This window comes from Kitasatospora sp. NBC_01246, from assembly GCF_036226505.1.
Taxonomy (GTDB): domain Bacteria; phylum Actinomycetota; class Actinomycetes; order Streptomycetales; family Streptomycetaceae; genus Kitasatospora.
On sequence record NZ_CP108484.1, the window covers coordinates 1,597,843 to 1,611,490 of the forward strand.

Annotated in this window: 13 protein-coding genes; all 13 read left to right on the plus strand. The window is 73.3% G+C overall.

Going from position 1 to position 13,648, the window contains the following annotated elements; all coding sequences use genetic code 11:
- Positions 1-5 precede the first annotated feature (5 nt).
- Complete coding sequence (locus OG618_RS06905) at positions 6-926, plus strand: deoxyribonuclease (RefSeq protein ID WP_329486343.1); 921 nt, start codon at positions 6-8, stop codon at positions 924-926.
- Positions 871-2,118 (plus strand): tyrosine decarboxylase MfnA, encoded by a 1,248-nt coding sequence (gene mfnA / locus OG618_RS06910; RefSeq protein WP_329486344.1) that lies wholly within the window; start codon positions 871-873, stop codon positions 2,116-2,118. The genes OG618_RS06905 and mfnA overlap by 56 nt, the downstream gene beginning before the upstream one ends.
- Positions 2,115-3,572, plus strand: a complete 1,458-nt coding sequence (locus OG618_RS06915) for a B12-binding domain-containing radical SAM protein (RefSeq protein WP_329486345.1) — start codon at positions 2,115-2,117, stop codon at positions 3,570-3,572. Before mfnA ends, OG618_RS06915 begins: the two co-directional genes overlap by 4 nt.
- On the plus strand, positions 3,569-4,621 hold the full coding sequence (locus OG618_RS06920) for a zinc-dependent alcohol dehydrogenase (protein WP_329486346.1): 1,053 nt from the start codon (positions 3,569-3,571) through the stop codon (positions 4,619-4,621). Before OG618_RS06915 ends, OG618_RS06920 begins: the two co-directional genes overlap by 4 nt.
- Positions 4,618-5,952: a phenylacetate--CoA ligase family protein gene (locus OG618_RS06925; protein WP_329486347.1), complete on the plus strand. Its 1,335-nt coding sequence runs from the start codon at positions 4,618-4,620 to the stop codon at positions 5,950-5,952. Before OG618_RS06920 ends, OG618_RS06925 begins: the two co-directional genes overlap by 4 nt.
- Positions 5,949-6,830, plus strand: a complete 882-nt coding sequence (locus OG618_RS06930) for an NAD(P)-binding domain-containing protein (protein ID WP_329486348.1) — start codon at positions 5,949-5,951, stop codon at positions 6,828-6,830. Before OG618_RS06925 ends, OG618_RS06930 begins: the two co-directional genes overlap by 4 nt.
- Complete coding sequence (locus OG618_RS06935) at positions 6,827-7,966, plus strand: BtrH N-terminal domain-containing protein (protein ID WP_329486349.1); 1,140 nt, start codon at positions 6,827-6,829, stop codon at positions 7,964-7,966. Before OG618_RS06930 ends, OG618_RS06935 begins: the two co-directional genes overlap by 4 nt.
- Before the next feature lie 5 nt (positions 7,967-7,971).
- Positions 7,972-8,652 (plus strand): class I SAM-dependent methyltransferase, encoded by a 681-nt coding sequence (locus OG618_RS06940; RefSeq protein WP_329486350.1) that lies wholly within the window; start codon positions 7,972-7,974, stop codon positions 8,650-8,652.
- A 15-nt stretch (positions 8,653-8,667) separates the two neighbouring features.
- Entirely contained in the window at positions 8,668-10,167 is a 1,500-nt protein-coding gene (locus OG618_RS06945; protein ID WP_329486351.1) for a coproporphyrinogen-III oxidase family protein, read from the plus strand.
- The gene (locus OG618_RS06950; protein WP_329486352.1) at positions 10,154-10,918 is read left to right on the plus strand and encodes a class I SAM-dependent methyltransferase; all 765 of its coding nucleotides are present in this window, start codon (positions 10,154-10,156) and stop codon (positions 10,916-10,918) included. The genes OG618_RS06945 and OG618_RS06950 overlap by 14 nt, the downstream gene beginning before the upstream one ends.
- Positions 10,919-11,030: 112 nt before the next feature.
- Complete coding sequence (locus tag OG618_RS06955; RefSeq protein WP_329486353.1) at positions 11,031-12,059, plus strand: carbon-nitrogen hydrolase family protein; 1,029 nt, start codon at positions 11,031-11,033, stop codon at positions 12,057-12,059.
- A gap of 4 nt (positions 12,060-12,063) precedes the next feature.
- On the plus strand, positions 12,064-12,996 hold the full coding sequence (locus OG618_RS06960; RefSeq protein WP_329486354.1) for a carbon-nitrogen hydrolase family protein: 933 nt from the start codon (positions 12,064-12,066) through the stop codon (positions 12,994-12,996).
- Positions 12,997-13,002: 6 nt separating this feature from the next.
- The gene (locus OG618_RS06965; RefSeq protein ID WP_329486356.1) at positions 13,003-13,626 is read left to right on the plus strand and encodes a hypothetical protein; all 624 of its coding nucleotides are present in this window, start codon (positions 13,003-13,005) and stop codon (positions 13,624-13,626) included.
- Positions 13,627-13,648: the final 22 nt, after the last annotated feature.

The following is a 13,648-nucleotide window of genomic DNA, read 5'->3' on the forward strand; positions in this document are numbered from 1 at the left end:
CCGTCGTGCCCGCCGACCGCCCCGGTCCGCCGCCGCCCCCGCCGCCGCTGGCCCCCCGGGCCCTGCACGGGACCGGACTGACGCCGCTGTTCGACCACCACATCCACACCGACCTGCGCAACGCGGACGACTACGAGCTGATGGCCGTCAGCGGGGTGCTCACCGCGCTCGCCCCGTGCTCCGCCTCGCTGGAGGCCCGGGACTCCGGCAGCGCCTTCGCCGCCCGCTTCGAGCGGCTCGCCGGAGCCGAGACCGCCCGGGCCGCCGCGTACGGGATCGACCTGCACGTGGCGCTCGCGGTGCACGCGGCCGACATGGCGGGGCTGCGCGGCGCGCTGGCCGGGATCGAGGTGCTGGAGCGGTACCTGGACCACCCGAGGGTCCGGGCGCTGGGCGAGGTGTCGCTGCGCGGCGGCGGCCCGGACGAGGTCGAGGTGCTGGAGCGGCAGCTGAAGCTGGCGTCGGCGCGCGCCCTGCCGGTACTGGTCGAGTCGCCGCCCGCGCTGCCGGCCTTCCGGGAGATGCTGGCGCCGCTGGCGGGCGCGGTGGAACGGGCCGGCATCGACCCGGCCACGATCGCCCTGCTCGACCTGGACGAGCAGCGGATCGACCTGCTGGCCGAGCACCCGGCGCTGCGCGGGCTCGGCGGGTACGGGATCGCCGTCGCCCCGCGCCAGGACGCGCTGTTCCAGGTCCGCGAGAAGCAGTCGCACCGCGAGGTGCTCGGCCTGCTGGACCGGTTCGGCCCGGAGCGGCTGATGCTCAACACCGGCCTGCACTTCGGCTCGGCCGACCCGCTGGGTCTGGCCAGGACGGTGCACCGGCTCCGACTCCATGGTGTCCCCGAGCAGATCGTGAGGGCTCTCGCTCATGGCAACGCTGCCCAGTTCTTCGCCGTCCCCCACCGGGTCCCCGCCGCCGGGTGAGCCGGCCGGCGCCCGCCCGCACGGGCTGCCCGACCGGGGCGTCCCCGTCGAGCGGGTGCTGGCCGAGCTGGCCGGGCTCTGCGCGGACGACCACGACTACCGGGACGGCACCGTCTTCAACTCGATCTGCTCGACGCCGCTGCCGGTGGCCGAGCAGGTGTTCGCCGCCCACCAGCAGTCCAACATGGGCGACAACCGGATCTTCCCCTCGCTGCCCCGCGCCGAGGCCGAGGTGACGGCCATGCTGGCCGACCTGATGGACGGCCCCGGGGCCGCCGGGGTGGCCACCTCGGGCGGCACCGAGGCCAACCTGCTGGCGGTGCTCGCCGCGCTCCGGCACCACCGGGCCCGCTTCGGGGCCGGTGCGCCGGCCCGGGTCCTGATGGGCGACAGCGCGCACTTCTCCTTCGACAAGATCGCCGCGCTGCTGGCGGTCGAGGTGGTCCGCGTCCCCTCCGACGAGCGGCTGCGGGTCGACACCGGGCGGCTGCTGCCGCTGGTGACCCCGGAGACCGCGCTGGTGGTGGCCACCGCCGGCAGCTCCGAGTCCGGCGCCGTGGACGACGTGCCGGCGATCGCCGCGCACGCCTCGGCACTCGGCGTACCGGTGCACGTGGACGCCGCCACCGGCGGGTTCCTGGTGCCGTTCGCCCGCGAGCTGGGCGACGACCTGCCGGCGATCGGCTTCGGCGTCGACGGCGTCAGCTCCATCACCCTGGACCCGCACAAGTACGGTGGCGCGCCGATCCCCGCGGGCCACGTGCTCTTCCGCGACCCCGGGGCGCCGGACGCGCTGCGCACCTCCTCGCACTACCGGGGCACCCTCGACCACCACGCCCTGCTCGGCACCCGGCCCGGCGGCGCCCTGCTGGCCACCTGGGCGGCGCTGCGCGCCCAGGGCCGCAACGGCTACCGGGCCTCGGTCGCCGGGCTCTGGGAGCGCCGGGCGCTGCTGGTGCGGCTGCTCACCGAGGCCGGTTTCGAGGTCGCCCCGCGGCCCGAGCTCACCGTGGTGACGGTCCGCCACCCGAGCCCGGAGAAGCTGGTCGACGCGCTGGAGGAGCGCGGCCTGATCGCCTCGGTGGCCCGCCGGCTGGGCCTGCTGCGGCTGGTCGTGCACTGGCACCAGAGCGAGCGGCAACTGCGCGGCCTGGTCGCCGCGCTGGCCGAGGTCGACGGGGGCCGGCCGTGAAGATCCTCTTCGTGTCGATCAACAAGCTGAAGTCCTTCCGGCCGGTCCTGCCGATCGGCATGGTCACCATCGCCACCCAGGCGCGGGCGGCCGGGTACCAGGTCGAGACGCTGGACCTGATGTGGGAGGAGGAGGACGAGCCGGTCGTCCGGGCCGCGGTCCGCGCCTTCAAGCCCGACGTGGTGGGGATCTCGATCCGCAACGTCGACTCGCAGAGCATGCTGGAGCCGGTCGTCTACACCCCGCTCGCCCGCGAGGTGGCCGACTGGTCGCGCGACGAACTGCCCGGCGTCACCGTGCTGCTGGGCGGTCCGGGGTTCTCCACCGTCCCCGAGGACCTGATGGACTTCGTCCGGGCCGACTACGGGATCACCGGTTTCGCCGAGGAGTCCGTCCAGCCGCTGCTGGACCACCTGGCCCGGGGCGAGGAACCGCTGGACGTGCCCGGGGTGATCAGCCCGCGCGAGGGCGGCGGCTACCACCGGCGCGACGCCGTCTTCCGGATCGACTACCGCAAGGCGGCCCGCCCCGACCCGGCCCTGTACGACCAGCGCTACTTCAGCTACTCGTACGAGACCCACGACCGCAGCCTCAAGGTGCCGGCGACCATCCAGACCAAGAAGGGCTGCGTGCTGGAGTGCGTCTTCTGCAGCAACTTCCTGGTGGACGGCACCGGCGTGAAGTTCGACGAGGTCTCCCGGGTGGCCGACGAGGTGGAACGGCTGCGCGACGAGGGCCTGGAGGTCCTGGAGATCGTCGACGGGGTCTTCAACCTGCCGCTCAACTACTCGCTGGAGGTGCTGCGGGAGTTCGTCCGCCGGGGCATCGAGATGCCGTGGTCCTGCATGGTCAACCCGGGCAACGTGACCTCCGAACTGGTCGACCTGATGGTCCGCACCGGCTGCTACTACGTCGAGTTCGGCACCGACTCGGCGTGTGACCGGATCCTGCGCGGGCTGAAGAAGAACTTCCGCCAGCGCCAGATCATCGAGTCGCACCGCAAGTTCGTCGAGGCCGGCATCCGGGTCGAGCACTGCCTGTTCATCGGCAGCCCCGGCGACGACCGGGACTCGGTCCGCGAGACCTTCGACGTGATGGAGCAGCTCGTGCCGCCCGCCACGCCCGACGTGCACGCCTTCTGGACGCTCGGCCTGCGGGTCTGCCGGGGCACCGCCCTGCACACCACCGCCGTCGCCGAAGGCATGATCACCGGAACGGAGCGATTCATCGTGCCCAAGTACTACTGCTCCCGCGCGGTCATCGAGGACGCCGCCGTCCTCGACGAGATCCAGGCGCGGGTGCTCGCCAACGACAACTGGTACCTGTGGTGGGGGCTCAACTCGATCAGCCTGCGCGAGCGCATCACCATGGCCCGCGCGGAGAGCGAGCGGATCGAGGCCGAGCTGAACGACCACCTGCCGCCGCTCCCGGCGGCCGGGGACGGTGCCCGGTGAGCGCCGGGGCGGACCTGCGGCTGACCGGCCCCGGCCGGCTCACCGTCGACGAGGCGAAGCCGCCGACCGCGCCGCTCGGCCCGGACGAGGTCCTGGTCGAGGTCGACCGGGTCACCCTGTGCGGCAGCGACCAGGCGCTGTACGACGGCGCCTACGGCGGCCCGAGCAGCTACCCGCTGCGCTTCGGCCACGAGTGGTCCGGCCTGGTGGTCGACACCGGGAGCAACGGCCGCGCGCTGCTGGGCCAGTGGGTCACCGGCGACTGCTCGCGCTGGTGCGGGGACTGCCCGCGCTGCGGCACCGACCGCAACGTCTGCACCCGGATCGAGAAGTTCGGCCTCACCGTCGACGGCTTCTCGACCCGGCTGCGGACCGTGGACCGCCGCTACCTCTACCCCGACACGCACGGCCTGGGCCCCGGCCTGCTGGCGCTCTCCGAGTTCTTCGCCGTCGCCGCCCAGGGCCTGCGGCGGATCGACCCGCGCCCCGACGAGCGGATCCTGGTGATCGGCGCCGGCGCCCTCGGCCTGGCGAGCTACCTGCTGCTCACCGGGGCGTACGGGGCGGGCGGGGTGGAGCTGCTGGAGGCGGACCCGGTGAAGGCCGCCGCCGTCACCGCGCTGCTGCCGAGCGCCCGGGTCCGCACCGCCGCGCCCGAGCCCGACGCCGCCGCGCGGTCCGCCGGCGGGTACGCCGCCCTGACCGCCGCCGCCCGGTACGACCTGACCGTGGACTGCTCCAGCGGCGCCGACGGCCTCGCCACCGCGCTGGCCTGCGCCGTCCCCCGCGGCCGGGTGCTCTGCTTCGGGCTGCGCCGCAGCGCCGCGCTCCGCACCGACCTGCTGGTGGCCAACGCCCTGACCCTGGTCGGCTCGATCGGCGGCACCGGCGGCTTCCACCGCGCCCAGGAGTTCCTGGCCGGCCACCGCGAGGAGGCCGGGCTGCTGGTCACCCACCGCCTGCCGGCCGAACGGGCGGCGGAGGCCTTCACGCTCGACCCCCGTACCCGGATCAAGACCCAGCTGATGTTTGGAGAGGATGCCCGGTGACCACCGCCGACCGCCCCCCGCACCTGCGCTATCCGGAGATCCGGGAGGCCGCGCTGGCCGACCTGGCCGCGTTCGAGAAGCTCAGCCCCGACCAGGTGCCCGACCACCAGTTCGATCTGCTGCGCCGCCAGTTGGACCACGCCTTCGCCAACTCGCCGTTCTACCGGGAGCGCTGGGCCGGGCGGCACGGCTCTCTGCGGCCCACCAGTGCCGAGGAGCTGCGGACCCTGCCCTTCACCACCAAGGCCGAGCTGCGCGGCGCCTACCCGTTCGGCCTGCTGGCCGTCGGCCGGGAGGAGCTGATCCGCTACGGCGAGTCCACCGGCACCACCGGCAGCCCCACCTCCTCGATGATCACCTACGAGGACTGGATCCGCGGCAACGTCGCGGTCGAGCAGTCCGTCGGCCACGTGCTCGGCCCCGGCGACCTCGTCTTCATCGCCATCCCCTACGAACTCGCCTTCGCCTCCTACGACCTGGACCGGGCGCTGGAGCAGAACGGCGCGGCCGTGGTGCCGGTCGGCACGCTCAGCCTGGTCTGCCCGTTCGAGCGGATGGTCGAGATGATGTGGACCGTCCGCCCGACCGCCCTGGTCTGCACGCCCAGCCGGGCGCTGCGCCTCTACGACATGTTGAAGGACACCGGGCGCGACCCGGCCGAGATCGGGCTGAAGACCTTCCTCTACGTCGGCGAGACCTGCTCCCCCGCCAAGCTGGAGAAGATCGCCGCGCTCTGGGGCGTCCGGCTCTCCAACGCCTACGGCTCCACCGAGACCAACTCGCTCGGCCTGGTCTGCGAGCGGGGCAGCCTGCACCTCACCGAGGACCGGCACCTGTTCGAGGTGATCGACCCGGAGACCACCGAACCCGTCCCCGACGGCACCGCCGGCGAGCTGGTCATCACCGCCCTGGCCGGCCGGGCCATGCCACTGCTGCGCTACCGCAGCGGGGACTTCGTCACCGTCTCCGCCGAGCCCTGCGCCTGCGGCAGCCCGCGCCGGGTGCTCTCGCACCACGGCCGGGTCAGCGAGCAGCTGACCGTCGGCGGGCAGCGGATCAACAAGCTGGCGCTGGAGCAGACCGTGCTCGCCACCGAGGGCGCCGGCCTCTACTGGGCGGCCGGCGTCTCCGGGGACCACCTGGAGATCCGGGTCGAGGCCGAGGTCGAGGACCCGGCGGCGCTCTGCGCGGCCGTCGCCGAGCGGGTCACCGCGGAGTTCGCGGTGCCCGCCTCGGTCGCCCCGATCGACCGCGCCCAGGTGCGGCGGGCGATGGACCGGATGCTCAAGCCCGGCAGCCTCACCATCGAGGACCTGGAGGCGGTCTCATGACCCTCGGCCTGCGCCCGGGCAACCCCGCCGAACCCCGGCACAACGACCCCGGCACGATCGCCGTGGTCGGCCTCGGCCGGCTGGGCTCGGTGCTGGCCGACCGGCTGGCCGAGCGCTTCCCGGTGCTGCTCAACGACAGCGACCCCGCGGTCGCCCGGCGGGTCGCCGCCGAGCTGTCGCTGCCCGACATGGACCAGCGCGAGATCCTCTCCGCCGCCGACACCGTGCTGCTCTGCGTCCCGCCGCAGGAGACCGCGGCCGCGCTGCGCCGGCTCGCCGCGCTGACCGAACAGGTCGGCCGCCGGGCGCTGTTCGTCAACATGGCGACCAGCGTGCCCACCGAGGACCTGCCGGACCTCGGCGTGGAGGTGGTCGGCCTCAAGCCGGTCTGCCAGTTCACCGCCGTGGCCCTCGGCCTCAAGACCGTCCTGGTCACCTCCGCACCGCGCCGGATCGGCCTGCTGCGGACCCTCGCCGCCGACCTCGGCGAGGTGGTGCTCGGACCGGAGGCGTGCGTCGGCCCGGCCAACCGCGCCGCCACCAAGGCCGCCCTGCGCGCCTGCGCCGAACTGGCCGCCGAACTGACCGGCCGCGGCCTGCCCACCGACATCGTGCGGGCGGCGATCCGCAACGTCTTCGTCGGGACGGCGCTGGACTACCCGCCCTCGGACGCCAACCCCTACACCCGCTCGGTGCTGGAGGAGATCGCCGCCGAGGCCGTCGGCGCCGCGCCGCCCGCCGCCGACCGGGCACCGGCCGGGCCGCGGGCCGCCGTCCGGCCACCGACCGTCCTGCCACCCACCGACCTCGTCCCGCCGGACGCGCTCGGCTGGGCCGCCTGGGCCGAGCGCCCCGTCACCCCGGGAGGACCCGCATGACCACCACCCCGCCGGACGTCCCGCACGGCGGCGCGCACTGCGAGACCGCGTCGATGCGCAAGCAACTGGCCGCGCACGACCTGCCGATCAGCGAGGCGATGCTGTTCGGCGTGGCCGGCGGCATCAACTTCATGCACATGCCCGCCCCGCCCGGCGGACGCGGCTTCACCGGCGGCCGCAACGGCCCGTTCCCCGAGTTCACCCGGCGGATGGCGGCCGGCGTCGGCCTCGACCTGGAGGTCGCCGTCACCGACGACCCCGAGCGCGCCTGGGGCGACCTGCTGGCCGAACTCGACCTCGGCCGCCCGGCGGTGGTCTACGCGGACCTCTTCCACCTGCCGTACTTCCAGGCCACCCGGCACTTCGGCGGCCACGCGATCGTCGTCGTCGGCCACGACCGGGACGACGACACCGTCACCGTCTCGGACCGCCCGGCCCGCGCGCAGACCCTGACCACGGCCGAACTCGCCACCGCCCGGGCCTCCGGCCACCAGCCCTTCCCGCCCCGGCACGCCCTGCTGCGCGCCGACTGGAAGGCCGCCCGGTACCCCACCGAGGACGACATCCGCCAGGGCATCCGCTGGTCCTGCCGCGCGATGCTGCACCCGCCCGTGCCCAGCTTCGGGCTGCGCGGCCTCGACTCCTACGGCGCCGGTCTGCGGCACCTGCTGCTCAGCGACACCCCCGCCGCCGCCGTGGTGGACGAACTCGCGGGCGCCTACGTCGACTTCGAACTGGCCGGCACCGGGGGGAACGCCTTCCGCAACCTGTTCCGGACCTTCCTGACCGAAGCCGCCGAGCTCACCGGGGACCACCGGCTGGCCGACGCCGCCCTGCTCTGCGCCGACAGCGCCGGGCGCTGGGAGCGGGTGATCGCCCTGCTGCTGCCCGACTGGACGCCCGCGTTCACCGAACTCGGCGCCGCCTACCGGGCACGGGAGGCCGAGCTGCTGGACGGCGGCGCCGCCGCCCTCGCCCGGGCCGCCCTGCTCGGCGAGCGGCTGCCCGACCTGCGGGCCGCCGCGGCCGCCGGGCTCGCCCCGGTGCGCGAGCGCCTCGCCGGGGAGCTGCGGGCGGCCCTGGCCTCCGTCGCCGAGACCGAGCGGGAGCTGTTCGCCCTGCTGAGGGAGGTGTGAGCGGGGTGTCCACCGGCCTGCTGCCGGCCGTCCGGACGCCGACCCGCCACCGGCTCTCCGACGAGGCCGACCGGCTGGCGTACGACCGGTACGTGGCCGCCCGCAACCAGTACAAGGAGGAGTTCCTCGACCTGCTGGAGAGCGCCTGCACGGACGGCCCGGTGCTGGAGGTCGGCCCCGGCTACGGCGGGTTCGCCGCCCTGCTGCTGGCCCGCCGCCCGGTCGACCTGCGGGTGCTCTGCACCGACCCGGGCGCCGTCGCCCCGCTGCGCGAGCGGCTCGGCGCGGCGGTGCCGGTCGACCACTGGCCGGCCGGCGGCCCGCTGCCGGCCCCCCTCGCCGGGCGCCACCCGCTGGTCTACAGCGTGCACGCGCTCGGGGAGTGCACCGACCCCACCGCCCTGCTCCGCGGAGCGGCGCGGGCCCTGGCCCCCGGCGGCCGGCTGCTGGTCAACGACCTGCGCCGGGACCCGGATCCGTTCATCCTCGAATACACCCTGCGCGAGATGGCCGCCGACGACTCGCCCGACGGCCAGTACCGCTTGCGCACCTACCTGGACTCCCTGCGCGGCGCCTGGACCGGCGCCGAACTGCGTCAACTGCTCGACGCCGCGGGGATGGCCGACTGGGCGGTCGGCCCGGACGGCCCGATGGCACTCACCGTCGAGCACCACCGCGCCACCTGACGACCGGAGAGGCACATGACCCAAGAAGCGATCACCCGGAACTTCCTCGACACCCCCAGCTTCTGGCGCGACTACCCGGAGCGGGACATCGAGTTCGTCCGCTGGTACCCGTGCGACGTCAAGCCGCTGTCGGCGGACCAGATCTACGCCACCCGGGAGAAGTTCCCGAAGACCACGTCGTTCTACGTGCACATCCCGTTCTGCAACCAGGTCTGCACCAGCTGCCCGTACAACAAGTTCTCCACCCGCAACACCCTCACCCAGCGCTACATCCAGGCGCTCAAGCGGGAGATCGACCTCTACTCGCAGCTGCCGCACGTCCGGGACACCGTCTTCACCTCCGGCTACTTCGGCGGCGGCACGCCCACCACGCTGCGCGCCGAGGAGCTCGACGACCTGCTGGGCTACATGAAGCAGCGGCTCAACTTCAGCCCGGACTGCTCGGTCACCATCGAGTCCACCCCCGTCGACGTCGACCAGCAGAAGCTGGACGTGCTGCTCAAGCACGGCGTCAACCGGATGAGCCTGGGCGTCCAGACCTTCCACGACCCGCTGCTGCGCTACCTCGGCCGGGCCCGGGCGCACACCGGCGAGTCCGCCACCCGCACCATCGAGCTGATCGACCGCAGCGGCCTGGAGAACCTCTGCATCGACTACATGATCGGCATCCCCGGCCAGACCCCCGAGCTGTGGGCGCAGGACATCCGCACCCTGATGGACCTCCCGGTGACGTCCTTCTCGGTCTACAACTACGCGGTCATGCCCGGCTCGGAGGTGTTCTTCGCGCTGCAGAGCGGCGCCACGCCGCCCTGCCCGAGCACCCGCGAGGCCGACGAGATGTACCAGTACCTGCACACCACGCTGATGGACGCGGGCTACCTGGCGCTCACCTACAACGACTTCATCGAGCCGATGCGGCCCGAGTGGGAGGCGGCCGGGGTCAAGACGTACCCGGTGGTGAAGGACGGCAGCAAGCCGTACCGCGGCCTGGAGACGGACACCTTCTACCTGACCGACCACCTGTCCCAGATCTGGGGCCGGTGCGGGGACATGGTGGCCATCGGCTCGGGCGCCTACGGGTACCTGAACAACCACATGTACCTCAACGAGCCGGACATCGAGTCGTACATCAGCCGGTGCAACGAGGGCCGGCTGCCGGTGGTGATGGGCGCCTACACCGACGAGCACGAGCAGCGCTGCCGCAGCCTCGTCCTGGGGCTGAAGCTGCTGCGGGTCAAGCGCTCGGTCTACCGCGAGCGGCACGGCGTCGACCCGTACGAGTACTTCAAGGACAAGGTCGACGACCTGGTGGCCAAGGGGCTGCTGGAGGTCGACGCCGACGCGATCCAGGTCACCTACCCGAAGGGCTGGTACTACATCGACAACATCTCCAAGAGCTTCTACTCGGACGCCAACTACCGGCTTCCGCAGCCGACCTCGGCGAGCACCGAGATCCTCAAGTGGCAGATCGACCGCACCGACGGCCGGAAGGGGCTCCCCCTTGTCCAGTTCTGAGACCACCGCGCGCCGCTCCCGCCGGGGGCGGATCTTCGACCTCGCCGAGCGGGCCCCGCAGGGCGACCCGTTCGAGACCGCCGAGGAGTGCCGCGCCTACGACCGCAGCGTGCGCACCTCGATGATCATCCCGATGCAGCACATGATGAAGCTGATCGGGCCGGACTGCGGTCCGGACAAGGACGTCCTGGAGATCGGCTGCGCCAGCGGCCTGCTGTCGCTGCGCCTGGCCGCCCAGCACCGCGACTCCACCTTCACCGGGCTGGACAGCAACGACGCCTTCCTGGAGGTCGCCCGGGAGAACACCATCTTCGCCAACCTGGTCTCCTACGGCGGCGACTTCGCCTGCGACTGGGCCCGGTACAGCCGGCTGCCGTACCCGGACGACAGCTTCGACGTGGTGTTCAGCTTCTGCGCGATCAACCGGTGGGACAAGCCCGCCCGGATCCTGCCCGAGCTGGCCCGGGTCTGCCGCCCCGGCGGCGCCGTCCTGCTGTACGACCTGGCCCGGGACGCCGACGAGGGCATGGTCTCGTTCGTGCTGCAGTACGCCGGCGGTGACGCCAACGCGTTCATGACCTCGCTGCGGGCCTCGTACTCCACCGAGGAGATGCGCGAGCTGCTCGACCAGGTCGGCCTGAACGACTGGAGCGTCACCAAGGAAGGCATCAACCTGGTGGTCTCCTCCCGGGCCAGGGACACCGGGTACACGGTCGGCGAGCCCGGCATCTACGAGCGGATCTTCGACTGACGGTCCCCGCCCCAGGTCCGGGTGGGGTGCCCGCCGCTGCGGCGGGCACCCCACCCGGACCCCCCGGACCACCCCGCCCGCGCCACCGCCCGCCCCCGGAAGGAGCACGACCATGCCCACCGCCGATCTTCGCCGGTACCGGGTCGGCGTCGTCCAGCTGTCCGTCGCCACCAACCGCCGTGCGGAGAACCTGGCGCGGGCCGAGAAGCTGGTGCGCGCCGCGGCCGACGACGACTGCCGGCTCGTCGTCCTGCCCGAGGTGTTCGCCACCGCGCTCAACCTGCCGAAGAGCCACGAGATCGCCGAGCCGGTGCCCGGGCCGCTCACCGAGTGGCTGGCCGGCCTGGCCCGCGAACTCGGCGTCTGGATCGCCGCCGGCGTGCTGGAGCGCGCCGGGGACGACGTGCACAGCACCGCCGTCCTGCTGGACGACACCGGGGAGCTCGTCGGCACCGCGCGGCGCACCATGGTGTACGACTTGGAGGCGCACTTCATCACGGGCCGCACCGGCGCCCGCGTCTTCCCGACCCCGCTCGGCCGGATCGGCTTCGCGCTCGGCTACGACGTGCAGTTCCCGGAGGTGCTGCGCGGCCTGTTCGCCGACTCGGCGGAGATCATCGTGGCCCCCTCCGTCCTGCTGCGGCCGTTCGCCGAGCCGGTGCGGCAGATGCTGCTAGCCCGGGCCGCCGAGAACTGCGCCTACGTGCTGTTCGCCAGCGCGACCGGCGAGAACACCCTCGCCGGGCTCACCTACATGGGCCGCAGCGCGATCCTGCGCAGCCCGCTGGCGATCGGCGCCTACTCGCGGGACTTCCGCAAGCAGCAGCCGGTGCTCGCCGAGGCCGACCGCGAGGAGGCACTGCTGACCGCCGACCTGGACCTGCACGAGCTGCGCCGGATGCGCGAGGCGGCGCCGTTCGCCGCCGACTTCCGCCGGTCGCCGCTCGGCCTGGCGCTGACCGCCGCCACCCACCCGGACGGGCCGCTGCCCGACTGGGCCGCCGCGGCCCTCGCCCCGCACACCGCACCGCATGCCGCTTCGGACACCCCGGACGCCCCGACCCCGGAAGCCCCCGACGCCCCGGTGGCCCCGGACACCTCGGCGGCCCCGGACACCTCGTTCGCCTCGGATGGAGCCTGACCAGATGACCGTCGAACGCTCGCTCGCCACCAGCCGGCCCCGGGTCGCGCTGATCCAGTCCTTCTGGGACCCGGACCCGGAAGTCAACCTGGCCCGGACCCTCGCCCTGCTGGACACCGTCCAGGACGTCGAACTGATCATCCTCCCGGAGTTCTTCCTCGGCCCGCCCTTCTACTTCCCCGGCCGCGCCCACCTCAAGGGCGTGATCGACCAGCCGGTGCCGGGCCCGCTCTTCGACCAGCTCGCCGAGGTGGCCCGCGCCAAGGGCTGCTACCTGCTCTGCGGCACCGTCGTGGAGCGGGAGGGCGACCGGTACTACAACACCTCCGTCCTGCTGGACGACCAGGGCCGGATCGCCGCCAAGGCCCGCAAGACCCACCGGTTCGCCGCCGAGATGGTCACCGTCTCGCCCAGCGACGAACTGGTCATCGTGGACACCCCGTTCGGCCGCCTGGGGATCTGCGTCTGCTCGGACTTCTGGATCCCCGAGGTGCCGCGGACGCTGGCGATGCGCGGCGCCGAGATCATCGCGGTGCCGGGGGCGGCGCTGCGCGGCAACATCCAGATCACCCGGCCGTGCATCCAGGCCAACTCCTCCTTCAACGTCTGCTACACCCTGCTGGCCAGCGCCGTCGGCGAGGTGACCGGCGAGCGCGCCGGACGGACCGTCACCATCTCGGTGGCCGGCCACAGCACCGTCGCCTCGCCCGAGCACCTGGTCGGCTCGCTGGACGAGGAGGAGGGCGTGCTGATCGCCGAGCTCGACCTGGACCGGCTGCGCGAACTGCGGGAGGTCGACCTGTCGTTCCGCAAGAGCCTCTACTTCTGCCTGCACGGCCGTCGGCCCGAGCTGTACCAGGACCTGCTGAAGCCGTACGCCGGCCACCAGGACCTGGAGACCCTCATCACGGACTACCTCACCGCCCGACGGAGCTGATTCGCCATGGCACCCAGCCTGCTGTACCCCGCCGCCGACCACCTGCCCACCGGTGCCGACCGCGAGCCCGCCCTGAAGGAGGTCCTCGACTGGGCCGACCGGGCGGCCGCCACCAACACCGCCGACGCACTGCTCGCCTTCTTCGGCCAGCCGCTGGACCCGCGCACCCTGCGGCTGACCGGCCTGCACCACGTCGCCGTCTACCTGGGCGACTACCGCACCGAGGAGGAGTACGAGGCCTGGCTGGAGACCGTCCGGTCCCACCCGGGACTCGGCCGGGTGTCCGCCGGCCCCTCGCACATCGCGCCGCGGGTGCACGGCACCCCCGGGCACTGGATCAACCTGACCACCGAACGCGGCACCGAGGTCGAGTTCTTCACCTGCCGCGCCTACGGGGCCTGGGCCGACGAGCCGCCGGAGCGCAAGCGGGCGCTGATGTCCCACCTCGGACTCAGCGTCGACACCCCGGACCACGTCCGCCGGGTGCTGGACTACCTGGCCGGCTTCGACAGCGTCGAGGTGCTGGCCTACGCCCCCGAGGACGAACTCGGCCACACCTACGGACACCTGCTGCGCACCGACACCGACCGGGTGCTGGAGCTGGTGCACGCCGGACGGAGCCAGGCATGAGCGAGCGGAGCGAGGTCATCAT